The organism is Brucella pseudogrignonensis (genome assembly GCF_031454375.1).
Taxonomy (GTDB): domain Bacteria; phylum Pseudomonadota; class Alphaproteobacteria; order Rhizobiales; family Rhizobiaceae; genus Brucella; species Brucella pseudogrignonensis_A.
In genome coordinates, this window is the sequence record NZ_JAVDQT010000004.1 from 177177 (window position 1) to 201045 (window position 23869).

Below are 23869 nucleotides of genomic sequence, written 5' to 3' on the forward strand. Positions count from 1 at the left end.
TACTCCGGGAAATCATTTTCGATTAGCGCTTGAGATTGACCAGAACATCCATGAGTTCTGAGCCAGTCTGGAAAACTTTGGAATTGGCCGTATAGCTGCGCTGAGCTTCGATCATATCCGTGAGTTCCTGCGCAATATCAGCATTGGACTCTTCAAGCGTTCCGGACATTATCTTGCCGATACCACTGCTTTGAGGGAAGCCGAGAGTAACTTCACCCGATTCAGCGCTTGCAAGAAACACGTTACCGCTCACAACTGTCATGCGATCCGGGCTTGCAACCTTAGCAAGCGGAATGCGCCCCAGAACGACTTGTGTGCCGTTTTCATAGATTCCGACAACGGATCCATCATTAGCAACATCCACACTCTTCATTGAGGACTTTGCCTGACCGTTGATGACAGCCTGAGAGATTGTATAATCGCCCGATGCTTCTTTTGACGCCCCCAGATTGAGACTGAGCGATGAGCCATTGTAGCCCGTGAGATCGACGGTTGCATTACCGCCTGTCAGCAAATTGCCGTTGGCTGGATCAAATGTGAGCGTCGTTGCACCGACTTCCACACCATCGGCAGCATTTTTAATCGAGACATCCCAAGTATTATCCGCTGACTTTGTAAAATAAACATCCAGCGTGATTTTTTCGCCCTGAGCATTATAAGAAACAAGCGAAGTCTTATGATTATATGCACCAGCCGCAGGAACTGCACTGCCCGATGGCAGACTAACAGTGAAAACTCCTGATGTGCTCGGCTCGGCCTTCAGATCAACGGCATTGGCGTTAATCCTTCCAAGTCCTGCAATGGTCAGTCCGCCAACACTTTCATCGGCACCAGCGCCCAGCAGATAATATCCTGCTGTATTAACGAGGTAGCCTTCCTTATCAGGCACAAAAGAACCAGCACGCGTCAGATAGCTTGTACCGTCCGCACCCTGCACAACAAAGAAACCGTTGCCATCAATGGCCAGATCTGTCGTGGAAGATGTGGACCTAATCCCGCCCTGATCAGAGATACCATAGCGAACGTCGGTCATAACGGAGCCGGAATTGTACTGACCAGACGTGCTGGGCAGCACCAGCGAAGAAAACTGTGTATCTGCGCGTTTATAGCCTACAGTACTCGCATTTGCGATATTGTCTGCGACCGCTGACAGGCGATTGGCCTGTGCGTTCATGCCCGAAACACCGGTCCGCATCATACCGTAGAGGCTCATTGGCAGCTCCTGAAAAATCGTAAATCTGCAACAAGGCTAGCGCTCCACGCTTGCGTGAAACTGTCGTCCTGGCATGTTCATGCAAGTTTGGGGGATATGATACTTAATCGATATTGATGCTGTAGCCTAAGAAACGCTTGGAATCGATCGGGTCGAAACCAAGTTTCTCTCGCAACTTCTTGCGCAGCTTGCTGATATGGCTTTCGACAACGTTTTCTTCGACTTCACTATCGAAAATGCCATAAATCGCGCTGAATATTTGTGACTTGTTCAGACGACGACCACGGTTGGCAATCAAGTATTCCAGAATACGTCGTTCACGGCGTGGCAAGATAAAATCAACACCGTTAATTTGCGGGTCGCGCCCATCAGAGAAGACGGTGATTGGGCCGAGAACTGTGCCATCATTGGTGCTAGAGCCTGACACACCCGCCCGGCGGCGTATGGCATTGATGCGAGCCAAGATTTCACGCACATGAACGGGCTTGCGCACAACATCGTCAACGCCTGATTGAAAAAGCTCTAGCGTATGTTCAAGTGATGGGCGATCATTTACGGCGATAACGGGCGCTTTGCACCGCTCACGAATGCGCGATGGCAAACCATTTTGTCCAGCACATTCGCCAATCAGAAATGCTTCAACGGCCATGATGTCGTGGTGGGGAACGGTTTCTACCCAATCGTTGAAATCAGATGGGCGAAAGCCAGTCGTGGAGATACCTTCACGACCAAACCAAGAGGAGTACCCCTCGGTCACAATATCCCGCTCATCTACAACTACGATCATCGGCCCGCCTTCCGAATCAATATGTTAACCCGTCTTTGACAGACCTAACTGGCGAGGGGAGTCAGCGACAATTACAACAATTTGCTACCAATAAATTGGGAGATAAATTAGTCAAATATAATACAGGGGGAATCGCTGAGATTGCATCGCGTATGACATTACTGTGCGCAAAGCCTTAACAAATAGTTAACGCCTCACTCAGTTTAGCGATTCATTACAAGGGTTTGCGAATTTAATCGATATAATTGGACTAAAAGATATGAACACTCATAAGTTGTAATCCTAAAGTTGATGCGAGTGCCTTGTTTGGATGAGGCACCCAATTTTTAGCGACCGCTTATCACCCCGCACAAAATTTTTTCGCCGGTTCTGTCCAGTTGCCGAAGCCTGTCGCGATCATATTCGTCATCACGCGGCAAACATATCGCTTCTGAGCCGGGTCGTTATTCGGGCCTGCATGATAGCGCGCGACAGCCATCGTCCAGTTGCCCTCACGTTCGCGAAGACGTTTTAAAAAACGCGCTGCATAATCGACGTTCATCGAAGGTTGCAGCATTGCGGCAACGGATGGAAAAGCCTCACTATGATAATAGTGGTTGATCTGCATACATCCCAAATCGATGAGCTTAACTCCGTGTGAATGCACCTCTTCAAAGCGCTTCAGGGCAGCCGATTGTGACGTGAAAAACTCAGCACGGCCCTCAATATTCATCGCATAAGGCTGGAGCGAATTTTTCCGACCCGTTTCCGTCAAACCAACGGCATAAAGTATCCCCAAAGGCACGTCATAACGGGCAGATGCGCGGTGCATTTCCTGCTCGCAAACATTCTCAGCACGCGCTTGAGATACTTCACACAACCAAACCGTTGCGGCGGCCGTTAGTAACAAGACCAGCTTCGTTAGCTGCCTCACTACTCCCACGGCGCGCGTCGTAATCACCGCGTTCTTGTTGAGCGGAATGACCATTCTTCCTGCTTTCTCCACCCAGAAACTGCGCCTGGGAGCCACTCTGAGAACCATTGCGGCCATCCGTTCCGCTTTGCATACCAAAACCTTGCTGTCCCTGTTGGCCCTGGGATTGATTGCTTTGCTGTTGTGTCGCATTCTGGTTTGATGAGGATTGCTGCACATTGACCGCGCCTCGTTCAGCAACGCTGACGGTAATCTTTGAATCATCCGTCACTCCAGCGACTTTAAGCGCCTTTTCTATCATAGAGCGATCAGCGGCCAGCGCTTCAGCAGCGTGCGGCTTATCTGCAATCAAGTGCACTTCAATCGTGTCGGCAACCACGCGAATGCGTGCTGTCACCTGACCAAGCTCAACTGGATCAAGCCTGATCTGCAATGTTTTAACCGCGCCAAAGCTTCGCTCAGAAATCACCTGAACATCATCTATGCGAACCGCGGCCTGCGGGCTTATGGGCGCGGACTTAACCTCAAGCGGAACAGGAGCGCGCGATGCCTGTGGTTGTGGTTGCACACCCATACGCTCCGACACATTGCCACCATCTGCGAAAGATGCAGCCACAGAGTTATTATCTGGCGTATCCGTGTGCTCTGCTGGCATGCCCTCTATCGGCGAAGCATCATTAACAGTACCGTTGACTTGAGTTCTGTCTGGCGCACTTTCAGATCCCAACTTGGCATCAGTTTTATTCTGTGTGGTGGCAGCAGTGGCTGACTTTTTGCCGAAATCAGCAGCCAGCGAAGGCATGCCAGAAGCAGCAGCCTTGTCTTGCATATTCGCAATAGTTCCATCAGCTATAACTACCCCGCCAGCCCCCTCGTCCGATCCAGAATGCATCGCCAGGAGAGCATTGGTCTTGCTATCGCCAATGGCTTGTAACGCAGCGGCTTTGTCAGCACGTGCAGAGAAGTCTTTTGTCAGACTGAAAAGCGGTTGCGATATAAAATAGGTTTGTGGCTGGCGCGAGCTATCTGGAGAGGCAATATCGCTGTCCTCCACCTCGCCTTCGTCATTCTGCTCTGATCTATCGGGCTCTTTGCTGTCTGATTTCTCCAGCAATGTGCCAAACAGTTTTGCCGGATCAGATATTTCCTGATCAGCAGTGTCGATTGTACCGCTCTGAGCGGCAGTGCTTTTTGTCGGCGATGATACACGCCCGCTCGCTCCGGTCAAAATATCCATGCTCATTGAACGTTCTTTCCCAGCAAAGCATCTATTTCTGCAATCTTGTTACGCGCATCTTCCAAGGTCTTTTGAAGATCATCTTCTGATTGCTTGGGCGCAGGTGCCCAACCCGCATTCGGAGAGGGTGTTGGCTCTACACGCACCACAATTTCAGAAGGCAGCTTATCATCGGCAACGGGCATTACGGGAACGGTGGCTAGTTTTGTAGTTTCCGCTTCCTCATTATCCGCATCAGGCTTGCGCGTTACCACTGAGCCAATCGCTTTCGCTGCATTTAACAACTTGCGATCTCGCTCCTGCAAACGGTCTGGTGAAATCTGTGAAAGCTCATTCAAGGCGACCCCCGCCTCGTTGGAGGCGACCCCACTTGCAGCCGCATAAAGATTAGCCCGGCTCGGGTCGTCCTTGAGCATATCTGCAAATTTCTGTGCCTTTGCCGACATAAACCGCGCACGTTCTGTCTGCCCATCAACCAGTGCTCCGCGCGCAAGTTGCAGATAAAGCGAATATTGCATAACCGGATCAGCAGTCCCAACCAGCTTCACCAGTTCAGCATTGTCGATGCGATCATTCAATTTTAGCGCCGCATCAATAAATTGTTGCATGAAATCGCGCATGTAAGGCGAGCGGGGAAAGCGTTGCAGATAGTTCCTCGACAAGAGCCTGACTTTATCGGCATCACCAAGTTTGGCTGCAATCGGCATTGATCTTCGGATTGCGGCCTCTTCAAAGAGAGTCCCGGGGCTGCTGAGCCTCACCTGGTCCAATCGCTGTAAAGCTGTGGCAGCATCAAATGCCGCCATCTGATTGGCCGTAACCAAAACAATAGAAGCTTTAAGTTCAACAGGAACATCGGCAGCAAGTGGCACCGAAAAAAGTTTTACCACTTCAATATTCTGTCCGGAAGCATAGGCCAAAGCGCCCTTAACAAGTTCAGCCGGAACCACACCATCTTTCGTACCAGAAAGGACCGTACGTACAGCGCCCGGATTACCACCATTAAACAGGTAGATAATAGCAGCATAGATATTTTCTGGCTTTTCCCAGAAGGAGTCAGGAGCACGCTGCATATCCGCACTGACAAAACTAAGAAGCTTGTTCAGCATCACAACTGCTTCGGGCTTGCCTGTAACAAGCTGATCCTGAAGCATGCGCAGCGAACGAACCAGCTTATAAGGCTCAAGCACCGGAAACTGCGGCTGTTCGCTATTAGGCGCGCTTATTGCCGATGTGATCGCCGCGCCAGATAGCAGCGGCAATCCCACAAGCATCGCCAGTCCAATGCGAATAATGGTCTTCTTCATGGATTAGACTTGAGAAAAATATCGATGCGTCGATTTTCGGCGGCGTTCGGGTCGCTCACATTTTTCGGCTGCCTATCAGCATATCCCTCAACACGCAGAACGCGTTTCTCGTCAAGCCCTCCACGGACCAGCATGTAATAGGCCATTTGTGCCCGTGCCGAAGAAAGCCGCCAGTTATCATAGCTCGCGCTCTTGAACGGTCGTGCATCGGTATGACCGCTGATAATGACTTCACCCAGCTGACGGGAGATCACCTGTGCTATCCGCTCTATCATGGCCATGACCCGCGCATCAGGTTTTGCAGAGCCAATTGTGAACATGCCAAAATCAATCTTGTCAGTCAGCTGGATCATCACGCCGCCATCCACTGGCACAATGCTGACATCAGGCATCGGCTCAGTTTTCTGAGTGTCACCGTCGGCTTTTGATGTATCCCCGGTCGCTGCTTGCTTTAATTCAGCAATAAGCTCTTCCTGACTTTCTGCTGGCGTTTGCTCGGTTTTCGCATCGGCTGTTTTTTCTGGCGGTGTAGCAGGCGTTGCTTCTGGCTGGGTTAGCGTTTCAGCTGCTTTGCTAGACCAATAATCAGGGCTAAACGGATCTCGATAAGCGTCACCACCGTCCGATCCCGTTTGTGGCCCGGATTGCGCAATACCGCCCTCGCCTTTAGTGGACTGATTTTGTAAAACGCCGGTCTCATGAGCAAGTTCAGAAAGCACCGCATAAGGCTCGCGGAACATCCGGCTTTCTTCCTGCTGGCTCACCGCATTTGACGAGGTTTCATTGATAACCTTCGTGCTATCATCCACCTTCTGGTCACTATCGAAACGCACACGGCCTTCCTGTTCATCAACATCCTGCACGCCTTTCGGGCTGGAATGTCGATCCATCAGCTTAACGGGATTGAAGTAGCTGGCGACAGCCGCCTTACTTTCCTCGTTAGCGGCATTGATAAGCCACATAACAAGAAAGAAGGCCATCATAGCAGTCATGAAGTCAGCATAGGCGATTTTCCAGACACCACCATGATGTCCGTCATGATCTTCGCGATTACCGCGACGCACAATAATGATTTCGCGCTTTGTCTCCGGATCAATACTCATCGGACGGCTGCCTTTAGCTCTTCGAGAATTGGGGCGATACGTGTTTCAAGCACCCGCTCCTCAAATGAAAATGAAACTTCGCTGGATGTATTCTCAATAAACTGACATCCATGAGGCAACAGATCGGCGTGATGACGCAATGGTTCCAGCAAATGCACGGGGCCATGGATTTCAGGCGCTTCGCCTTCGAGCGCAAGCTTACTTATGCGTTGTGCAAACTCTAAAACAGCATCGTGCTCGAGTTTCGCCGCATAAAGAGAACCCAGAATTTCTGACATTTGTTGCGAAAAATTGCGTTCAAGCAAATCAACTGCTTGCGTCAGTCCAACCGCCAGAAGGGTTGCCTGTTCACGAGAAAACCCAGCGCGCAGTGTCTCAATTTCTGCCTCGTGCTCACGCACAAGACGCGCCTTTTCTGCCGCATAGAGCGCTTCCGCTTCTTTGTGCCCGTCTTCGCGCCCGCTCTCAAAAGCCGACCGCTTTGCTTCTTCAAAAGCGAGGATCTGAGCAACCTCAGCCTGCTCATCTTTAAAGGGTTTATCCGCGAGAGGTTTTGGCGACAAATCAACGCTCGTATCTGCGACCAGAGGCGCCCGCGCAATAGGAGCCGCTATAATTTCAATCACCTCATCGTCGATATGATGTGTTGAAAAATCAGGCAGATAGCGACTAAGTGCGAGCGTATTCATCGTCAGGCTGCCTCAAGCTCCGGTATCGGCGCGCGCCCTGTTTTGGTAGCCTGCTGTTGAGCGGATGTTTCATGAATCCACTGTTTGAGAACTGCTGCCACTCGCTCTTCATCCATTTCAATCATCTGCTCAAGGCGCAACTTCGCAGGCATACGCATGCGCTGACGCAGATCACTAAGGCTGCTCTTCATTTGGTCGGCATAGGCTTCTGGCCCACCAATAACAGCCTTTGTTGGCTCAGAACTTACGAGATTATTTGCATCAGCCACAAAATTCGGGACTGCAACCTCGGCCGGTTCACGAAGCGCAACTTCCGTTCCAGTCGACTTCGCACCTGTTTCACGCAAAAGCGGGCGAAGGCCAAACCAGATCAGCAACGCGACAGCACCGAGAATTGCAAGTGCATTCACATAAGACCCGCTTTGACGCAGCAGCGTATCAGACCATGGCGTTGAAACCGGCTCCATATCGGCACCTGAAGCATTCATAAAATTGACCGCCGTGACATTGATAACATCACCGCGATCCAGATTAAGACCAGCTGCGGTGGCAACCAGATCGCGGATCTTTGTGATCTGCTGGTCAACAAAATCGGCTGGTGGTGGTGTCGTCCCTGCGGATGCAAGCAAACGCGCCTGATCAATCACAACTGCAATCGAAAGTCGTTTGATGGAATAACCATCACTGACTGTCGATACTGTTTTTGTATTCATCTCATAATTGGTGAGTTCCTCGCGGCGATCCGTCTTCTCAGTCGAACTTTCACCGTTGCGGCTCGCTATTTCTTCTTGCGGAATATTTTGCTCGACGCCAGCGGCATTATCACTACGTGAATTACGGTTATCGCCGCTTTCACGCACAACGCGCACTGAGCGCTCTACACGCGATTCAGGATCAAAGCTTGTTTCATTGGTCTGGCGTCGGTCTGTGTCAAGCGAAGCCTGAACGCTGGTCTGGAAATGACCAATGCCAAGATAGGGTGCCAATGCCTTGCGGATGCTTTCATCGACATTGCCCGCGACCTGCTGTTCAAGCGAGGCAGTCATCAATGCTGCGCCATTGGCGGCTTCGCCCGCCGATGCGAGAAGGCGTCCATTGGTATCGAGAACAGTTACATCCGATGCGGCAAGTGCCGGGACAGCCGCAGCCACAAGCTGGCGGATCGACTGCGCGGATTCAGCTGCAAAACCACCTTCCGCGCGAATGACAACGGAAGCCGACGGCTTCTGATCGCCACGGCGGAACGAACCTTTTTCTGCAAGAACAATATGAACGCGTGCGGCCTTCACACCACGAATAGCCTGAATGGTGCGGGCAATCTCGCCTTCAAGCGCGCGCACATGGGTAATTTCCTGCATGAACGACGTGAGGCCAAGTGACCCCATATTGTCAAACAGTTCATAACCAGCATTGTTTGACGTTGGCAGGCCTTTTTCAGCCAGATACATGCGCGCCTGTTCAGCCTTGCCAATTGGCACCAGAATGGATGAGCCATCCGATTTCACATCGAAAGCAATTCCGGCTTCGCCAAGCGCCAGACCCATACGGTTCACGTCATCACGTGAAAGGCCGACATAAAGCGTCTCATAGGACGGGCGGCTCAAATAAAAGCTGGTGTAGAGGATTGTGCCCATCAGCGCAGCCCCGACAAGTCCGAGCGCTATAAGTTTGCGCGCGCCAAGCTTGCCGAGCGTTCCCTTAAGCTGTTCGATCAATTGTTGGAAATTCTGCTGCATTCACACCACCGCCATCCTGATGGATGCAAAATAGATGGCGAAGCTTGCGCGAAAGTGGCGGCGGGGAAAAGCAGAGTGGCAAACGAGAGGGGCGCGGAATAAATTCCGCGCCCCTGACTGTAAATTATATAGCGAAGCTTATTAGCCGCGGAACAGCGACATGATCGACTGGCTCGACGAGTTAGCGATCGAGAGAGCCTGAACACCAAGCTGCTGCTGAACCTGAAGAGCCGACAGACGAGCCGATTCCTTGTTCATGTCAGCATCAACCAATGCGCCAACGCCCTTTTCAACCGAGTCAGAAAGCTTGGAAATGAAGCTCTTCTGGGTGTCGATACGTGCCTTAGCAGCACCAAGCGTAGCCGCACCAGTGGTGAGCTTGTCCAAAGCAGTTTCAACTGATTCAAGAGCAGTCTTGATTGCAGCGTCATCAAGCTTTGCAGTCGACGGGTCGAAGAACGTGTCAGCGACCAGACCACCAGCGATACCACCGGTGCCATCGGCAGCTGCAAAAACCTGTACGTCTGCAGCGGCAACGTCAACAGTGTCGATCGTTACAGTGGTGCCAGTACGGTTGTAAGATGCAACAACCTTAAGGTCCGAAGTATCAGCAGCGTCGTTTACGAGCAGGTTCGAACCAGCGTAGTTCGCGTTGCTGGCCGACGACTTGATCTGCGACTGGATAGCCTTCAGTTCAGTTGCGACCTTCTTCTGATCTTCCTGGCTGGCGCCCTGCGCGCTAACCAGAAGCGACTTCATCTTATCAACCTGGTCCTTGATATCGTTGATTGCAGTGTATGCAGTGTCAACCTTACCAGCGCCGAGGCCGAGAGCGTCCTGAACAGCCGAATTGGCCTTGTTGTCGGACTTCATCGAAGTAGCAATCGACCAGTAAGAAGCGTTGTCGGCAGCTTCACCGATACGAAGGCCGGTCGAGATGCGGTTCTGCGTGGTTTCCAGCGACTTGTTGGTCGAAGAAAGTGTCTGGAGAGCGGTCAGAGCCGACGAATTTGTAAGAATGCTAGACATTGTAGTGCCCCTTGGAAAAACTATGTGAGGGACAGGCCGGACTTAAAAACTACCGGCATGGTGGAGCGGCATCATGCCTGTCACCGCGAAACGCGCGGGACCCATCATGCCATCACTACTATGCGCCAATTGTTAACAGAATATTAATTTAGCGACCCGGATTTTAACAGATCACGTATTTTCCCAAAAAAATGCTAGGAAAATGATCGTATCAGGCTTCCAACCAGAATATTCCAGCCATCAATCAACACGAAAAACAGGATTTTAAACGGCAGTGATATAACGGTTGGCGGCAGCATCATCATGCCCATCGACATGGTCAGCGTTGCCACCACCAGATCAATCACCAGAAATGGCAGCACAATCAGGAAGCCAATTTCAAATCCACGGCGTAATTCCGAGATCATGAAAGCCGGAACCAGCACGCGAAAATCGACAATGCCGTCCTCGCCTGTGCGGAATGACGGTTCTGCAAGGTCTTCAAACAACCGCAAGTCCTTATCGCGAACCTGACCCATCATGAAATCGCGAAACGGCGTCGAGATTTCCTTGAACGCGACTTCCTGCGAAATTTCATTGCGCATCAGCGGCTCAACGCCATTGTTCCACGCCCGGTCAAAAACCGGCGCCATCACATAAAATGTCATGAAAAGCGCAAGCGAAATCATCACCATGCTGGCTGGAGCTGTTTGCAAGCCAAGGCCAGAACGCAAGAGTGAGAACGCAATGGCAAAGCGCGTAAAGCTCGTCACCATAATCAGCAGGCCCGGCGCAATCGAAAGCACCGTAAGCAAGCCAAATAGCTGCACGATCTGACCGCTTGCAGCACCACTGCCCGCAGGCAACAGATTTTCAAGCGACAAGCCCTGCTGAGCATGGGCCGAAACAGTAAAGATAAGCGTCAGGAGAGCGCCAAGACCAAGAGCTTTTTTCATTCAACGACCAGTGTCGAAATAAAGATGCGCTCGACTGCGCCTTCGGATCGCAGACGCGCCCGCTCTTCCAGATCAGCGCGCAAATAGGCAAGCCCTGCTGCGCCTTGCAATTGCATCAGATTAACACTGCGCAGGAATGCAACAAAATCATCGCCAACACTGGCTGCCATATCTGCCGGGATTTCACGACCGGGTTTGGCAACAAGCGATGCCTCAAGGCGCACCCATGTGTTTTGCGGGATGCCAAGATTGGTGACAATCGGCTGCAATGGCACCACGGTTCCGATAGTGCGCGATTCAAATTCGCCTTGCTTTGGCTTGTCTTCTTTGCCGCTGGCAGGTGCATTTGCTTTCTGTCCGGCAGAAATTATCTCTCCCAGATACCAGCCACCACCGCCTGCAATAACGGTGAGGATCGCTACAGCAGCCAAAAGGCCCATCATAGACCCCTTTGGCTTACTGTCTTTCTGAGAGGAGGTATCGCTCATGCTCATCGGCTTTAGAACGGAGAAATCTGGTCGAGGATTTGCTGACCGTAAGGCGGCTGCTGAATTTCGCTCAAACGACCGCGACCGCCGTAAGAAATGCGTGCCTCAGCGATCTTGTCGTATGAGATCGTATTGGTCCCCGATATGTCGCGCGGTCGCACGACACCGACCACATTGAGCACACGCAACTCATTGTTCACGCGAACCTCTTGCGAACCACGAATAATCAGATTCCCGTTTGGAAGTGTGTCGGTGACAATGGCCGCGATCTGAAGACGAATATCCTCGCTACGCTCAATCGTACCCTTACCTTTAGATGTACTGTTGGAGCGTGTATTGACCGAAGCATCCATTTCGCCGCCGCCAAAGGCGCCCGACAGACTGCTGGTATCAAAAGATGCGCCAGCGCCATAAAGACCTTTGGAAATGCGCTCGCGATCCGTCTTGTTATCCATATTGGCGCGATCATTGATCGAGATAATCACGGTCAGCACATCGCCGGGTTCCTGCGCGCGTGGATCTTTGAAAAAATTCGTCGAGCGCTGGTCCCATAGCGAATAGGACGCTTTGCTTGGCCGGACCGGGTAGCCGCTATATTGCGGATTGTTCTGCACACCGAGATTAGCTGCAACGGGCGAAAGATCAGGCGCACGACCAATCTCTTCCGGCTTGGTGGCACAACCAGCCATGAGAGCCATCAGCAGCACTAAAAGCGGAGCTTTGTTTATGCTTTTTTTCATTGCACGCTATTCCCGTTTTCTGCCTGCGCGCGCTGCTCCCGTTTGGGCGGCGCTGCTACAGCTGTGCGCTGCGCACCAACAATTACGCGCGCAAGCTTGGCAGCCTTTTCTGGCGGCATTTCATTGAGGATAATGCTGGAAACACGCGGATTGAGCTTGAGGATCAATGCCGCCGCTGCTTCATCACCGATCAGTGACATCTGCGCTGCCGCCGCATCCGGTTTCATTTTCGATATAATATCGACCAGCGAATCCTGCGCCTTGTTTACGAAATCATCACGGCGCTTAAGCCACATTTCATATTCTTTGCGCTTTTCTTCCAGCGCGAGCATCCGCTTTTCAACGTCTGCCTTCAGTTCCGTGAGTTGCTTAGCTTGAAGCGCATAGCGCGCATCTGATGCCTGATTATCAAGATTTCCGCAAAACTTGCGAATTTCATCGAGATTCCCAACAGGTGCCGATGCGAGTTGCTGCGTGATCGGAGCCTGCTGCTCAACGGGCTGCGGTGGCAGAGGCTGCTGTGCAAATGCTGCAAAGGCTGAGCCCAAAAGCAGCGTAATCGCAAAGCCATAGCGGGTCAGATTTTTTTCTACCATCATTGCACCACCAGTTCGGCATGAAGTGCACCGGATGTCTTAATCGCCTGAAGGATTGCTATGATGCCATTTGGCTTCACACCCATCTGGTTGAGACCCTTCACGAGATTTTCGAGATTGGCTCCTGTCAGGATGCCAATTTTGGCATCAGCCTGATTGACGGCGATTTCGGTGTTTGGCTCGACTTCTGTTTCGCCATAGCTGAACGGATCTGGCTGCACCACCATTGGCGTCTCCGCCACACGGACTGTCAGACTACCATGGCTGATAGCGACTTTAGAGATGCGCACTTTGTCACCGATAACGACGGTGCCGGTACGCTCATCGACCACAACGCGCGCAACTTCATCGGTTACAATCGGCAGACCTTCAAGTTCGGCAAGGAACCGCGCAGGCGGTACATTCTTCGGGCGTGTGATGCGGATTGTTTTGGCATCGCGCGCAAGGGCTACGCCGCGTCCGTATCTGCGCTTGGCAAAAATATTGATCGTGTCAGCGGTGCGTACCGCAGTCGTGAAGTCCGGATCGCGGAGTTCCACAATCATTTCGGCATTTTTGCCGAAATTGCCTGCGACTTCGCGTTCAACCAGTGCACCATTCGGAATACGACCCGATGTCGGCACACCCTGTACAACACTTGCTGCCTGACCTTCCGCGGAAAATCCGGAGACGATCATACTGCCCTGTGCGACCGCATAAACCTGATTATCCGCACCCTGTAATGGCGTCATAACCAGCGTACCGCCCTGAAGCGAGGTCGCATCGCCAAGCGAAGATACCGTCACATCAATACGCGATCCGGCACCGGAGAACGGCGGCAGATTGGCGGTCACAATCACCGCAGCCGTATTCTTCGCGCGTGTGGAATTGCGTGGTGCATTGATGCCAAGATTTTCGAGCATGGCGCGCATCGACTGCTCGGTGAAAGGCGAGTTGCGCAGACTGTCGCCCGTGCCATTCAGACCAATAACCAGACCATAGCCTACGAGTTGGTTTTCACGAACGCCCTGAATAGTGGCAATATCTTTCAGGCGTGCAACCGCACTGCCTCGACCAAGATCGGCATAGGCCATTTTCGATGGATCGCCACCCGATCCCAGCCAGTCCGCATCTGCATCAACCGCCGAGCCAAATTCCCGCGCATTTTTAGACGCTTCATCGGCAAATACACTCATTGGCTGGACCAAGAGTGTGAAGCAGGCAATCAATGTGGTGACGTATTTTCTCACTGCATACCCACCTGAATACGACCGTCGGCAAGCACGGTACCCGATACAATCAGTCCGCTATCGGCATTGCGAATTTTAATGAAGTCGCCGACGGCACCCGATTCAAGTGGTGTGCCGGTTGCCGTGATCGTCAACGGACCGGATGTGAAAACCATCATGGCTGGTACACCACGTGTCACCAGTGAGGGTTCGGATAGCGCCGCAATCAAAATAGGCTTGCCGGAAATCAGGGTTCTGCGCGCAACCTTGCCAGTGACTTGCTCGGGCGAAAGGACATATTGTCTGGCGGCAGGCGGACTGATGTAGAATTTCTTCTCTACCAGCGAAACATCGCTCACAACCTGACCAGGATAAACGGTTGTTGAAGGCACGAAAAAAGCCATGCGCTCGGCGGCATTGGCAACCGGAGCGCTCAATATCACAAAAGCGGCGAGGATTGCTGCACTTGTGTTTCGAATAGCTTGCTTCACGCGCATCATCATCCTACTCACCGTCAGCGCATATTCTTGGATACGGTTGCAGCCATCTCGTCCGCAGCCTGAATGACTTTCGAGTTCATTTCATAGGCACGCTGTGCTGAAATCAGATCGGTGATTTCCTTCACCGGATCAACATTGGATGCTTCCAGATAACCTTGCTTAACGGTGCCAAAGCCTGGGTCGCCGGGGCTACCCGCAATCGGTCCACCCGATGCTTCAGTCTCGCGATAAAGATTGCCACCAAGGGGCTCAAGCCCTGCTTCATTGGTGAAATTAGCCAGTGCTAAACGGCCAATTGCTGGTCCGATTTCGATGCCAGCATTTCCCTGAACTTTGGCAAAAATCTCACCGGAATCATTGACCACAACTTCAATCGTATTGGCCGGAATGGTAATATCAGGCTGAACGAGATTACCGTCCATCGTGACCATCTGGCCATCAGCATTGGTGTTGAATGCACCGGCACGCGTGTAAAGCGTTTCGCCGGTCGGGCTTTGGATCTGAAACCAGCCTTTACCCGTCAGCGCCAGATCAAGTGGATTGCCTGTCTGGTTGAAGCTGCCCTGTATATGCACATTGCGGACCGCAGCCGTCTGAACGCCAAGACCAACCAGCGCACCTTCTGGCACAACCGCCTGATTGGCCTGACTGGGAACACCGGCAGAACGCTCAGCCTGATAAAGCAGATCAGAAAACTCGGCGCGCGCACGCTTAAAGCCAGTCGTGTTGATATTGGCAATATTATTGGCAATCACTTCCAGATTAAGCTGCTGTGCGTTCATGCCAGTTGCTGCAATCGTCAGGGCTTTCATAGCGCGTCCTTAACTCCGTTATGCTGATCTGATCAGGCTCTGATCAAATTGGCATGCGGTTGATTTCGAGATAGGCCTGTACGATCTTGTCACGGATCGCGATTGCTGTTTGCAGCGAGCGTTCCGCTTCCATAACCGAGTTTACAACGTCGCTCACAGGTGCATCACCTTTGATGCCCTGGATTGAGGTTGCTTCTGCTGCTTGTAATTTCTGAGCAACCGAGTCCGTCATCTGCGAAAGCACATCACCAAAAGATGCACCCGGTGCGGTTGGGACAGCTTGCGGGGCCTGCGTGGAACCGACATTGTTCTGCGCAACCGTTTCAGTGAGGCGCGACAGAGCATTGCGCGCCGAGATGCTCATGATTGAGTCATACATTATGTGTTCCTCATCAAATCGATTGTCATTGAGATAAGCTCACGCGCCTGCTTGACGACTTGTAGATTGGCTTCATATGAACGGTTTGCTTCACGCATATCCGCCATTTCGACGACCATGTTGACGTTCGGATATTGAACATAGCCACGTGCATCTGCCGCCGGATGGCTCGGATCATACTGCTCAACAAAGGGCGAAATGTCGTGGCCGATTTCTGTCACGCGAACCTGCGCCGCACCTGTGGTCTGTTCCAACTCCGTGCGAAACGAAACGGTTTTACGACGATATGGATCAGCATCGGCGGTCTTGGCCGTCGATTGTGCATTGGCGATATTTTCAGAAACAATGCGCAGTCGTGTCGACTGTGCCGACAGGCCGGAGGCTGCAATCTTTAGCGTATTTTGCAAAGCATCAGATGACATGGATTATCCCTTTGCAACCGACAGCATCATGCGATGAAACGCTTTGACGATGCTTGTGTTGAGCGAATAATCCCGTGCAATTTCACCGGCCTTCATCATTTCCTGCTCAACATCGACAGTGTTGCCGGAATGGGTCTGCTCAGTGATGCTTTCTGGACGCAAACGTGCGCCAGCGATGCCGTTGGCTTCGACTTCCAAATGCTGTGCGTTGGTTGCAGCCATAGTAAGCTGGGTTTTGCTCAACACATCCGCGAATGGCTGAACATCGCGGGCACGGAAATCCGGGGTATTGGCGTTCGCAACATTCCCTGCAACCGTTGCCTGTCTTACTGACAACCACTGTGCCTGCCTTGCAGCCAAATCTAGCAGATGAATGGAGCTCATGATACTTCCCGCGAGTGTCCCGCCTTAACCTTTGATTAACTTAAAGGTCGGAACTTGCCTCAAGCTTGCGCTAAGTAAGCTTTGAAAAGATATCCTCTATCGACGCATATCAATCACGCCGCCTGTCGATGTCGTAAGCTGCCAATTGCCCACGCCCTGACCGCGTCGGATTGAAACAAGACGGCTCCCATCGGGTAAAAGCGAACCTTTTTCTACAAACCAATAGCCTGATATGTCTTCAATCATCGCCATGCTGCCAACCACTTCGCGCAACGCAAAAACTGGCTTTGGCAATGGCTTCCCTTCCTCGCCTCCGTCACCGTTCTGCCCATCGGTAGCACCTGGCAATCCTTTGCCATTCGACATGATCGAACCGGTTTTCATCGTGTCGATGCCCTCATTCAGTGCGGCTTCTTCGTTCGGCCGAAATGAGGGAAAATGACGAACTGTCTTCTGATCGGTTCTGTCGAGCGGATCGGTAATCTTGGTATCATTTTTCTTTGAAGGACTCAGGTCGACACGCTGCAAATAGGTGACCACCGGAAGCATGGCACAAACCACCGCAAGGGTGATTGCACTGACTTTCAGATAGCGATCCACCTGACTTTGCGGCTTCCTATCAGTCTTTTGCAAGGCCGCAGCTTCAACCTCAGCGGTAAGCTTTGCGAGAACCTCATCCTCATCGTTTTTGTTAAAGCCCTTCATAGCGCCTTATGCCTGCTTCTCACCGCGCAAAGCAGCGGCAAGGTCCAAATAGGGGTCGTCGGATACATTTGTTTCTGGCGATTGTTGCAACGCTTCGTAAACTCTCGGCACCAGATCAACCGCTTGATCAAGCAGGCCGTCATTGCCTTTTTGATAAGCGCCGATCGCGCGAAGATCGCGCGTTTCCTCAAACCGCGCCACCATCGCCCGCAATTGACCTGCAAGCTTGCGCTGGTCGGCAGACCAGTTGTGTTTTGCAAGGCGCGACACCGACGCAGGAATATCGACCGCTGGAAAGCGGCCCTGCGCCGCAATTGCCCGATCGAGTACGATATGGCCATCCAACGTGCCACGAATGGTATCGGACACCGGATCATTATGATCGTCTCCATCCACCAGTACCGAATAAATACCGGTTATGCTCCCGCCGGCATCGCTCACGCCGGGACCAGCGCGCTCAAGCAGGCGTGGCAACTGACTAAATACGCTTGGCGGATAGCCACGCGATACGGGCGGCTCTTCAGCCGCAATTGCCACTTCACGCGCTGCATGTGCAAAGCGTGTGACGGAGTCGACAATCAGCAGCACATTCTGGCCGAGATCACGAAAATATTCGGCAATTGCCGTTGCGGTATTGGGTGCAAGCCGACGCATCATTGGGCTTTCATCGCCCGTTGCAACAACCGTTACAGTCTTATCAAGATGCCCGGCCATTGTTTCTTCGAGCATCTCGCGCACTTCGCGACCACGCTCACCCGTTAATGCCAGTACCACCGTGTCAAAATCCGCAGCACGCGTCATCATAGCGAGAAGCGTTGACTTTCCAACGCCAGAACCCGCAAAAATGCCAATACGCTGGCCGAAACAAAGCGGCGTGAAAATATCAATGACATTAACACCTGTACGAAGGCCACGATCCACGCGCGAACGGCGTAAGGCTGCCGGTGCCAGATTTTCACAGGCCATCGCGTGGGTGCCGGGTTGCATAGCCCCTTTTCCATCTACCGCTTCGCCAAGGGCGTTGATCACCCTTCCCCGCCATTCTTGCGACGGAGAAATGCGCAGGGGACCTTCCTCGAAAACAGCCGCTCCCAAAGCTGGTATGATCCGATCATCGAAGGGCTTTACCAGCACTTGACGATCCGCAACGCGAATAATTTCTGCGCGGCTTTGACCGCTTTCGGCACGAATAGCAACCACATCACCAAGACGCGCTTTACGTGAAAGACCACGAACCGCAATTGCAGAACGCGACACATCGCTCACCATACCACCAAGACCTGTAAGCGGTCTCGGTGCCAATGCCTGCTGACGGACTAGCGCAGCAAGACGTGCGAGCGGCAGATCAGCTATCATCCGTTTTTGGAGCCCAATGTTTTAATGGCTTCAGCGACAGTGCTTTCCTGCTGGCTCAGCAGATTATTGACCTGCTCAAAAGCGCGGCTGACACTGATTAATCGTGTCATTTCGGACATGGCATCGACATTGGACCCTTCGATCATCCCCTGCACCAGTCCCACACTGTTATTATCAACAACCGGAATGGCCGGTTTATCTGAAACGACACCGGAATTGCCCGCATATTTCAGTTCGGCATCTTTGTGAATGGAATAGAGACCAATCGAGCCGATTTGTGCGCCGTTCTGATAGATAGCACCATCGCTTGAAATCTTAGGAGCACCAGCATTCGCGTCGAGCATAATGGGCGCGCCGCCCACATCCAGAACAGCGTTGCCCATCACTGAAACGAGTTCGCCCGTCGCCATCATTTTCATGCGACCGTCGCGCGTATAAACTTGGCCTTGCGGGGTGGAAAGCGCCATCCAGACGTCGCCTTTTACGGCGACATCAAGCGGGTTATCGGTCTTAATCATTGGGCCGGCTTCGGTGCGAATATAGCTTTTACCCGCACTTGCAAAACTCACCGCATCATTGGTTTTGCCTGAAACGATCGATTCAAACTTCGTGCCCTCGCCGCGAAAGCCAACGGTGGAGACGTTTGCAACATTATGCGCGATAGCATCCATGCGCCGCTCAAGCGTGACCAGCGAAGACAAGCCAACATAGATCGAGTTATTCTGCATCGGTTAGCGTCCGCCCGGCCTGAAATTTTGCAAGGTACTTAAAATATCCATCGAAATGCCAACCGACGATGTACCACCCAATAGCAACGAAGCGATCGATGCTGGCGAACTGCTCGTAGGGTTGTTCATTTCATACATAGCCGTAAAACGGGAAATGAACTTTGAAACATAATCGGGATCAGACATCTTATCGAAGTCGATCCGCTCTTCGATCATCTTTGCCTGTTTATCGATATCCGCATTGGACATAGAAGCAGGCCAGCCAAATGTTGCCTGTACCATCGACAAAAGCGCTTTATCACCGAGGATTTCATATGCGTTGGTCAGAGTCGGCGCTTTGCGCTCAAAATACAGCGCCAAACGCACGCCTTCATTCTGGCTGCCAGCGTCGGTCTCAAGCGTCTGACGCATATATTTATCAATGACGCCCTGCTGTGCGGCAGTAGCTTCAGTCGCCTTGTCACCCTTAGCGGCAAAATCGAAGGTGGTTGCAAATTCCTTGTAGCGCTTATCGGTTAGTTTGTTGGCCATGTCATCATCGCTGACAACGCCTTCGGTCAAAATTTTTCTGACGAAAGCTTTAGCATAGGCCATATCTTCGAGGCCGTAAGCCTTCATCGCATAATTGAACAATCGTGTATCCGACATGAAATCATCTATCGATTTCACATTGCCAATGTTCTCTTTGTAGTAGGCGGTTTCCCGCTCAACCACAGGTTCTTTCGATACGCGCTGCAATGATCGCGTCATGTCAGACGCTATCAGACGATAACTTGTCATCGTATCGACCATTGGCAAAGACCCCCTGCTGGTATTTGGCCCTTTATGAAAGCTCAAGCTTGTCCGAAGCTGATTTCATACCGCGCCTGATGGCAAGCTTCGCACAAGGCGACGACCATAAAGTGCAATCAAAGGAATTTCATTTTGGGGTTTTAAGCTTTGGGTATTCTCATCGGCCTTGCCATCACACTCGGTTGTATGCTGGGCGGCTTTATCGCTATGGGCGGTCACGTCAGTGTGCTTATTCAGCCGTGGGAATTCGTCATCATTCTGGGTGCTGCTCTTGGCACGTTCTTCGTCGCTAATCCTTTATCGCTGGTAAAGGATACAGGCCGCGCCTGTGTGGAAGCATTTACCAATAAGGTCCCCAAACAACGCGACTATCTCGACGTTCTCGGTGTGCTCTACAGCCTGATGCGTGAACTGCGCGCAAAATCGCGCAATGAAGTTGAAGTACACATCGACAACCCAAAAGAATCTCCCATTTTTCAGGCTTATCCCAGCATCATGAAAAATGAAGATCTGATGCATTTCATCTGCGACTATTGCCGTCTGATCATTGTCGGCAATGTTCGTCCGCATGAAATCGAAGCTCTTATGGACGAAGAAATTCACACCATCTCCCGCGACCGCCTCAAACCATATCAGGCAATGGTCAGCATTTCCGAAGCGTTGCCAGCTCTTGGTATTGTTGCCGCTGTTCTGGGTGTTATCAAGGCTATGGGCGCGCTCAACCAGTCGCCAGAGGTGCTTGGCGGTCTGATTGGTGCCGCACTTGTTGGTACCTTCGCCGGTATCTTCTTTTCCTATGGCGTCGTCACGCCGATTGCCACGAAAATCAAAATGACGCGCGAGAAGAACAATCGGCTCTATGTTGTCGTGAAGCAAACTCTTCTGGCTTACATGAACGGTTCGCTGCCACAAATTGCTCTAGAATATGGTCGTAAGACAATTTCGGCCTATGAACGTCCAAGCATTGATGTGGTCGAACAAGAAACAATGTCGAGCACACCGCTCCAGCAGGCGGCGTGACATGACGGGCTTCAGCCAAAGCCGCAAGAGTGATGTCCTTGCTGACAACCTGCTCCGAGCAGCAGGACTTTCCGGCGACGATTTAAAGTCACTCGCGCATGTTTTTAAAGATGCATCTTTGCATTTTTGCTCTCACCTTGCGGAAGGCTCGGCTGCCGCATTTTCATCCGATGCAGGCTCCGTCGATATCACGGACAATGATCGGCTGAGCCAGATCCTTGAGCAGGCAGCGATCATCGCGCCTTTGAAGGCCGACAACTGGGGTTGCTCGCTTTATGTAACAGCGGATCCGACACTGGTCTTTGCGGTTATTGAGGCCATGTTTGGTGCACAGGGCAATCTGGGCAGCACTGACCTTGAACGTCCCTTCGGTATGATGGAGCGCAAGGTTTCGGGTGTTATTGCATCTTACTTCGCTAAGGCTCTCGATCAGGTTTTCACGGGCAATGGCAACTCAGTTTTCACCGCTGGAGAATGCCTCGATACCGCGGATTTCAACCGTGATGATCTGGACCAGTCCCGCCTTTTCAATTGCCAGATAGAAGTGGCTGCGGCAGGCAAGACTGGCTTTATACATCTTTTGCTGCCGCGCAGCAGCCATAAGCCGATGCAGGATGCTGTTGCAGCGTTTCTGCGCCGCCCGGTCAATCAAGCCGACCCGGCATGGGCAAAGAGGATGCGACAGGAAGTCAGCCGTGCGCGCATTGATCTGGAGGCCTTCATTCAGCAAGGCAGCCTAACCCTTGATGCACTCTCCCGGCTTGAAGTCGGTCAGGTGCTCAAATTGCCGGCCGACGCAATGGAGCAAGTGCGCCTGCGCGCGGGCACCCAGCAACTTTTCAAATGCTCACTCGGCAAGTCCGGCATTCATTTTACAGTCAAGATTGGCGACCCTGTCGATCAGGAAGAGGATTTTATCGATGAGCTTGTTGCTGGCTAACATTCTTTCAACACTCATGGCCCTCGCTTCACTTGGTGCGCTGATTGTGGTTGGACGCAAAGCAAACGAAACCATTAAGCTCGGAAAGTTGTTGACGCTGCGCGTTGCCGCCGCATCCAACGGGCTTGAGCGGGTCGCAAAATCATTACGCAGTCAGCGGACAGATCTGACTGACGAAACTGCTCGCCTTGAAGCCCGCCTTGGCGAAACAGCGCGTGTGCGCCGTGAGATGGATGAGGCTATTGAAGAGCTGAACCGGCTGCGCAAGGCACTGACCCGCGATATTCGCCATGCCCGCAATGTTTCAGAGGTGTCTATTCGCAAAGAAAACGCGACTTCTGAACACAGCACTATGCAGGCACCGATTGAAAAGAAAGCTCTGCCAGTTTTTGTGCGTCGCGCAGTGAAAAAGGCAACCATTGAAATCGCAGGTCAAGCGTGACGAGCAAAAGCATGAATAGCGGCAGCAAGGAACAAAAGATGCAGCACGAACTTGACGAAGCAATTGAAGAGCTGCGCGAAGACAAGCCCCGCGCTGCCAAGGCGGGTAGTTCCAAGCCCAATCTCGAGCTTATTATGGGCATTCCCGTCGATGTTCAGGTAGTTCTGGGTGGCACAACCATGCCAGTCGCCAACCTTATGAAACTTGGACGCGGTGCAGTTATCACCCTTGATAAGCAGATTGGTGATCCCGTCGACATCGTCGTCAACGGACGTGTCATTGCGCGCGGTGAAGTGATCGTTCTCGAAGACGATTCCTCGCGCTTTGGCGTCAGCCTCACCGAAATAATCGGCAAGTAACGGACACACCATGGCCGACAATGAACAGCAAAAGTCTTCCGACGATAACGCAAGCGGACTGATCGATACACTTTCAGGCCCGCAAAAGGCGGCTGCAATTCTTGTCGCCATCGGACGCCCGTCGGCCTCGAAACTGCTCAAGCATTTTAATGCTGACGATCTGCGCAAGCTTGCGGGTCACGCACGAACGCTTGATCCAATTGCTCCGGTAGACTTTGAACTGCTGGTCAAGCAGTTTGAAGATTCATTTGCGGAAGGCGCACCGGTATCTGAAGCGGCACAACGCTTCGAAGGGTTGCTGCGCGAAGCATTGCCGCAAGAAGAAGCAGACGCCGTGTTTGAAGAGCGTGTTCAGCCGCAGCTGGTGCAGGAATCTGTTTGGGTTCAGATCACACGTTTGTCCGTTGAGAACTTGCAGGATTATCTAGCGGACCAGCACCCGCAGATCATCGCCTATATCGTTTCCAAACTTCCATCCGATATGGCAGCGCGCATATTCGTAGGTCTCCCGCCACAATTGCGAGGCGCGGTCGTGCAGCGCTCGCTTCACATTGGCAATGTTGCGCCCGCCGCTTCCGAGCTTCTGGAAGATGTCTTGCGACGCGATCTTCTGGGTCGCAGCGACACCGGGCCCGTTAAAGCGCATCACGGACAAATCGCTAATATATTCAACCAGCTCGACCGTCAGGAGATGGAAGACCTCATGGCGAGCCTTAAAGATCTCAGCCAGGATGATATTGCACGCATCCAGGCGAAGCTTTTCAATTTTGAAGACATTGACCGACTTTCGCAACGTGCGCGTCTTTTGCTTTTTGATGAAGTCCAGACGGAGCAGATCGCAACAGCGCTACGCGGCGCAGATGCGTCATTGCAGGAGACAATCCTCTCGTCATTGTCGGCGCGTGGTCGCCGTATGGTCGAAAGCGAGCTCACCACAGAACAAGGCAATATAACGAGCCAAAATATAACGGATGCGCGTCGCGCGATTGCTCGTATCGCAATCGATTTGTCGGAACGCGGCATCATCACGCTTGAATCAGACGAATAAG

Annotated in this window: 27 protein-coding genes and 1 pseudogene; 5 read left to right on the forward strand and 23 right to left on the reverse strand. The window is 52.2% G+C overall.

Features of this window, described 5'->3' with window-relative positions:
• Nucleotides 1-22 precede the first annotated feature (22 nt).
• The 23 genes and pseudogenes from J2782_RS14120 to J2782_RS14230 all read right to left on the reverse strand — a co-directional run bounded on the left by J2782_RS14120 (nt 23) and on the right by J2782_RS14230 (nt 20059).
• Nucleotides 23-1213 carry a flagellar hook protein FlgE gene (locus tag J2782_RS14120; protein ID WP_310013613.1) on the reverse strand — a complete coding sequence of 397 codons (1191 nt, stop codon included), beginning with the start codon at nt 1211-1213 and terminating at the stop codon, nt 23-25.
• A 103-nt stretch (nt 1214-1316) separates the two neighbouring features.
• On the reverse strand, nt 1317-2000 hold the full coding sequence (gene ftcR / locus J2782_RS14125) for a flagellar transcriptional regulator FtcR (RefSeq protein WP_310013616.1): 684 nt from the start codon (nt 1998-2000) through the stop codon (nt 1317-1319).
• A 340-nt stretch (nt 2001-2340) separates the two neighbouring features.
• Complete coding sequence (locus tag J2782_RS14130) at nt 2341-2811, reverse strand: transglycosylase SLT domain-containing protein (RefSeq protein ID WP_310013618.1); 471 nt, start codon at nt 2809-2811, stop codon at nt 2341-2343.
• A gap of 40 nt (nt 2812-2851) precedes the next feature.
• Nucleotides 2852-4156 (reverse strand): flagellar hook-length control protein FliK, encoded by a 1305-nt coding sequence (locus tag J2782_RS14135; RefSeq protein ID WP_310013621.1) that lies wholly within the window; start codon nt 4154-4156, stop codon nt 2852-2854.
• Nucleotides 4153-5349 (reverse strand): annotated as a pseudogene (locus J2782_RS14140) (chemotaxis protein); the annotation flags it as partial. The pseudogene J2782_RS14140 and the gene J2782_RS14135, both read right to left, overlap by 4 nt.
• 104 nt (nt 5350-5453) lie before the next feature.
• Nucleotides 5454-6560, reverse strand: a complete 1107-nt coding sequence (locus J2782_RS14145; RefSeq protein ID WP_310013623.1) for a flagellar motor protein MotB — start codon at nt 6558-6560, stop codon at nt 5454-5456.
• Nucleotides 6557-7249, reverse strand: a complete 693-nt coding sequence (locus J2782_RS14150; protein WP_310013626.1) for a hypothetical protein — start codon at nt 7247-7249, stop codon at nt 6557-6559. The genes J2782_RS14145 and J2782_RS14150 overlap by 4 nt, the downstream gene beginning before the upstream one ends.
• 2 nt (nt 7250-7251) lie before the next feature.
• Nucleotides 7252-8985: a flagellar basal-body MS-ring/collar protein FliF gene (fliF, locus tag J2782_RS14155; protein ID WP_310013628.1), complete on the reverse strand. Its 1734-nt coding sequence runs from the start codon at nt 8983-8985 to the stop codon at nt 7252-7254.
• A 141-nt stretch (nt 8986-9126) separates the two neighbouring features.
• Complete coding sequence (locus J2782_RS14160; RefSeq protein WP_310013632.1) at nt 9127-10014, reverse strand: flagellin N-terminal helical domain-containing protein; 888 nt, start codon at nt 10012-10014, stop codon at nt 9127-9129.
• A gap of 194 nt (nt 10015-10208) precedes the next feature.
• Nucleotides 10209-10949 carry a flagellar type III secretion system pore protein FliP gene (fliP, locus tag J2782_RS14165; protein WP_310013635.1) on the reverse strand — a complete coding sequence of 247 codons (741 nt, stop codon included), beginning with the start codon at nt 10947-10949 and terminating at the stop codon, nt 10209-10211.
• Nucleotides 10946-11437, reverse strand: coding sequence for a flagellar basal body-associated FliL family protein (locus J2782_RS14170; RefSeq protein WP_310013639.1), 492 nt, complete (start codon nt 11435-11437; stop codon nt 10946-10948). Before J2782_RS14170 ends, fliP begins: the two co-directional genes overlap by 4 nt.
• Nucleotides 11438-11448: 11 nt before the next feature.
• Complete coding sequence (flgH, locus tag J2782_RS14175) at nt 11449-12177, reverse strand: flagellar basal body L-ring protein FlgH (protein WP_310013642.1); 729 nt, start codon at nt 12175-12177, stop codon at nt 11449-11451.
• Nucleotides 12174-12776: a MotE family protein gene (locus J2782_RS14180; protein WP_310013644.1), complete on the reverse strand. Its 603-nt coding sequence runs from the start codon at nt 12774-12776 to the stop codon at nt 12174-12176. The genes flgH and J2782_RS14180 overlap by 4 nt, the downstream gene beginning before the upstream one ends.
• The gene (locus tag J2782_RS14185) at nt 12773-13948 is read right to left on the reverse strand and encodes a flagellar basal body P-ring protein FlgI (RefSeq protein WP_310013903.1); all 1176 of its coding nucleotides are present in this window, start codon (nt 13946-13948) and stop codon (nt 12773-12775) included. The genes J2782_RS14180 and J2782_RS14185 overlap by 4 nt, the downstream gene beginning before the upstream one ends.
• A gap of 50 nt (nt 13949-13998) precedes the next feature.
• Nucleotides 13999-14481 (reverse strand): flagellar basal body P-ring formation chaperone FlgA, encoded by a 483-nt coding sequence (gene flgA / locus J2782_RS14190; RefSeq protein ID WP_404989651.1) that lies wholly within the window; start codon nt 14479-14481, stop codon nt 13999-14001.
• 14 nt (nt 14482-14495) lie between these two features.
• Nucleotides 14496-15293 (reverse strand): flagellar basal-body rod protein FlgG, encoded by a 798-nt coding sequence (flgG, locus tag J2782_RS14195; RefSeq protein WP_310013649.1) that lies wholly within the window; start codon nt 15291-15293, stop codon nt 14496-14498.
• Between the two features lie 43 nt (nt 15294-15336).
• A complete protein-coding gene (gene fliE, locus J2782_RS14200) occupies nt 15337-15672 on the reverse strand; it encodes a flagellar hook-basal body complex protein FliE (RefSeq protein WP_310013652.1) in 336 nt (111 codons plus the stop codon).
• Complete coding sequence (gene flgC, locus J2782_RS14205) at nt 15672-16094, reverse strand: flagellar basal body rod protein FlgC (protein ID WP_310013654.1); 423 nt, start codon at nt 16092-16094, stop codon at nt 15672-15674. The genes fliE and flgC overlap by 1 nt, the downstream gene beginning before the upstream one ends.
• 3 nt (nt 16095-16097) lie before the next feature.
• Nucleotides 16098-16478, reverse strand: coding sequence for a flagellar basal body rod protein FlgB (gene flgB, locus J2782_RS14210; protein ID WP_310013656.1), 381 nt, complete (start codon nt 16476-16478; stop codon nt 16098-16100).
• 96 nt (nt 16479-16574) lie between these two features.
• On the reverse strand, nt 16575-17183 hold the full coding sequence (locus J2782_RS14215; RefSeq protein WP_310013659.1) for a hypothetical protein: 609 nt from the start codon (nt 17181-17183) through the stop codon (nt 16575-16577).
• A gap of 6 nt (nt 17184-17189) precedes the next feature.
• On the reverse strand, nt 17190-18539 hold the full coding sequence (gene fliI / locus J2782_RS14220; RefSeq protein ID WP_310013660.1) for a flagellar protein export ATPase FliI: 1350 nt from the start codon (nt 18537-18539) through the stop codon (nt 17190-17192).
• Nucleotides 18536-19267, reverse strand: coding sequence for a flagellar basal-body rod protein FlgF (flgF, locus tag J2782_RS14225; protein WP_310013662.1), 732 nt, complete (start codon nt 19265-19267; stop codon nt 18536-18538). The genes fliI and flgF overlap by 4 nt, the downstream gene beginning before the upstream one ends.
• A 3-nt stretch (nt 19268-19270) precedes the next feature.
• Complete coding sequence (locus J2782_RS14230) at nt 19271-20059, reverse strand: DUF1217 domain-containing protein (protein WP_310013665.1); 789 nt, start codon at nt 20057-20059, stop codon at nt 19271-19273.
• Nucleotides 20060-20206: 147 nt separating this feature from the next.
• Here J2782_RS14230 and motA point away from each other — a divergent pair, with 147 nt between their 5' ends.
• Genes motA through J2782_RS14255 form a run of 5 tightly spaced genes read left to right on the forward strand, consistent with a single transcriptional unit; the run spans nt 20207 to nt 23868 of the window.
• Nucleotides 20207-21079, forward strand: a complete 873-nt coding sequence (motA, locus tag J2782_RS14235; protein ID WP_310013667.1) for a flagellar motor stator protein MotA — start codon at nt 20207-20209, stop codon at nt 21077-21079.
• A 1-nt stretch (nt 21080) separates the two neighbouring features.
• Nucleotides 21081-22019, forward strand: a complete 939-nt coding sequence (locus J2782_RS14240; RefSeq protein WP_310013669.1) for a FliM/FliN family flagellar motor switch protein — start codon at nt 21081-21083, stop codon at nt 22017-22019.
• Complete coding sequence (locus J2782_RS14245; RefSeq protein WP_310013670.1) at nt 22000-22461, forward strand: BAB2_0123 family type IV secretion system effector; 462 nt, start codon at nt 22000-22002, stop codon at nt 22459-22461. The genes J2782_RS14240 and J2782_RS14245 overlap by 20 nt, the downstream gene beginning before the upstream one ends.
• Before the next feature lie 11 nt (nt 22462-22472).
• On the forward strand, nt 22473-22820 hold the full coding sequence (gene fliN / locus J2782_RS14250; RefSeq protein ID WP_310013671.1) for a flagellar motor switch protein FliN: 348 nt from the start codon (nt 22473-22475) through the stop codon (nt 22818-22820).
• A 10-nt stretch (nt 22821-22830) separates the two neighbouring features.
• A complete protein-coding gene (locus J2782_RS14255) occupies nt 22831-23868 on the forward strand; it encodes a flagellar motor switch protein FliG (RefSeq protein ID WP_310013673.1) in 1038 nt (345 codons plus the stop codon).
• The last annotated feature ends 1 nt before the right edge of the window (nt 23869 follow it).

What these genes read in the sequence shown, in the direction of transcription:
- ftcR (WP_310013616.1), bottom strand. Translation starts at nt 2,000, where the DNA reads ATGATCGTAGTTGTAGATGAGCGGGATATTGTGACCGAGGGGTACTCC.
- flgG (WP_310013649.1), bottom strand. Translation starts at nt 15,293, where the DNA reads ATGAAAGCCCTGACGATTGCAGCAACTGGCATGAACGCACAGCAGCTT.
- J2782_RS14160 (WP_310013632.1), bottom strand. Translation starts at nt 10,014, where the DNA reads ATGTCTAGCATTCTTACAAATTCGTCGGCTCTGACCGCTCTCCAGACA.
- J2782_RS14215 (WP_310013659.1), bottom strand. Translation starts at nt 17,183, where the DNA reads ATGAAGGGCTTTAACAAAAACGATGAGGATGAGGTTCTCGCAAAGCTT.
- fliP (WP_310013635.1), bottom strand. Translation starts at nt 10,949, where the DNA reads ATGAAAAAAGCTCTTGGTCTTGGCGCTCTCCTGACGCTTATCTTTACT.
- fliE (WP_310013652.1), bottom strand. Translation starts at nt 15,672, where the DNA reads ATGTATGACTCAATCATGAGCATCTCGGCGCGCAATGCTCTGTCGCGC.
- J2782_RS14120 (WP_310013613.1), bottom strand. Translation starts at nt 1,213, where the DNA reads ATGAGCCTCTACGGTATGATGCGGACCGGTGTTTCGGGCATGAACGCA.
- J2782_RS14145 (WP_310013623.1), bottom strand. Translation starts at nt 6,560, where the DNA reads ATGAGTATTGATCCGGAGACAAAGCGCGAAATCATTATTGTGCGTCGC.
- fliF (WP_310013628.1), bottom strand. Translation starts at nt 8,985, where the DNA reads ATGCAGCAGAATTTCCAACAATTGATCGAACAGCTTAAGGGAACGCTC.
- J2782_RS14150 (WP_310013626.1), bottom strand. Translation starts at nt 7,249, where the DNA reads ATGAATACGCTCGCACTTAGTCGCTATCTGCCTGATTTTTCAACACAT.
- J2782_RS14185 (WP_310013903.1), bottom strand. Translation starts at nt 13,948, where the DNA reads ATGAGTGTATTTGCCGATGAAGCGTCTAAAAATGCGCGGGAATTTGGC.
- flgC (WP_310013654.1), bottom strand. Translation starts at nt 16,094, where the DNA reads ATGTCATCTGATGCTTTGCAAAATACGCTAAAGATTGCAGCCTCCGGC.
- flgA (WP_404989651.1), bottom strand. Translation starts at nt 14,481, where the DNA reads ATGATGCGCGTGAAGCAAGCTATTCGAAACACAAGTGCAGCAATCCTC.
- J2782_RS14245 (WP_310013670.1), top strand. Translation starts at nt 22,000, where the DNA reads ATGAGCTTGTTGCTGGCTAACATTCTTTCAACACTCATGGCCCTCGCT.
- flgH (WP_310013642.1), bottom strand. Translation starts at nt 12,177, where the DNA reads ATGAAAAAAAGCATAAACAAAGCTCCGCTTTTAGTGCTGCTGATGGCT.
- J2782_RS14130 (WP_310013618.1), bottom strand. Translation starts at nt 2,811, where the DNA reads ATGCACCGCGCATCTGCCCGTTATGACGTGCCTTTGGGGATACTTTAT.
- flgB (WP_310013656.1), bottom strand. Translation starts at nt 16,478, where the DNA reads ATGAGCTCCATTCATCTGCTAGATTTGGCTGCAAGGCAGGCACAGTGG.
- J2782_RS14180 (WP_310013644.1), bottom strand. Translation starts at nt 12,776, where the DNA reads ATGATGGTAGAAAAAAATCTGACCCGCTATGGCTTTGCGATTACGCTG.
- flgF (WP_310013662.1), bottom strand. Translation starts at nt 19,267, where the DNA reads ATGCAGAATAACTCGATCTATGTTGGCTTGTCTTCGCTGGTCACGCTT.
- J2782_RS14255 (WP_310013673.1), top strand. Translation starts at nt 22,831, where the DNA reads ATGGCCGACAATGAACAGCAAAAGTCTTCCGACGATAACGCAAGCGGA.
- fliN (WP_310013671.1), top strand. Translation starts at nt 22,473, where the DNA reads ATGAATAGCGGCAGCAAGGAACAAAAGATGCAGCACGAACTTGACGAA.
- fliI (WP_310013660.1), bottom strand. Translation starts at nt 18,539, where the DNA reads ATGATAGCTGATCTGCCGCTCGCACGTCTTGCTGCGCTAGTCCGTCAG.
- J2782_RS14230 (WP_310013665.1), bottom strand. Translation starts at nt 20,059, where the DNA reads ATGGTCGATACGATGACAAGTTATCGTCTGATAGCGTCTGACATGACG.
- J2782_RS14135 (WP_310013621.1), bottom strand. Translation starts at nt 4,156, where the DNA reads ATGAGCATGGATATTTTGACCGGAGCGAGCGGGCGTGTATCATCGCCG.
- J2782_RS14170 (WP_310013639.1), bottom strand. Translation starts at nt 11,437, where the DNA reads ATGAGCGATACCTCCTCTCAGAAAGACAGTAAGCCAAAGGGGTCTATG.
- J2782_RS14240 (WP_310013669.1), top strand. Translation starts at nt 21,081, where the DNA reads ATGACGGGCTTCAGCCAAAGCCGCAAGAGTGATGTCCTTGCTGACAAC.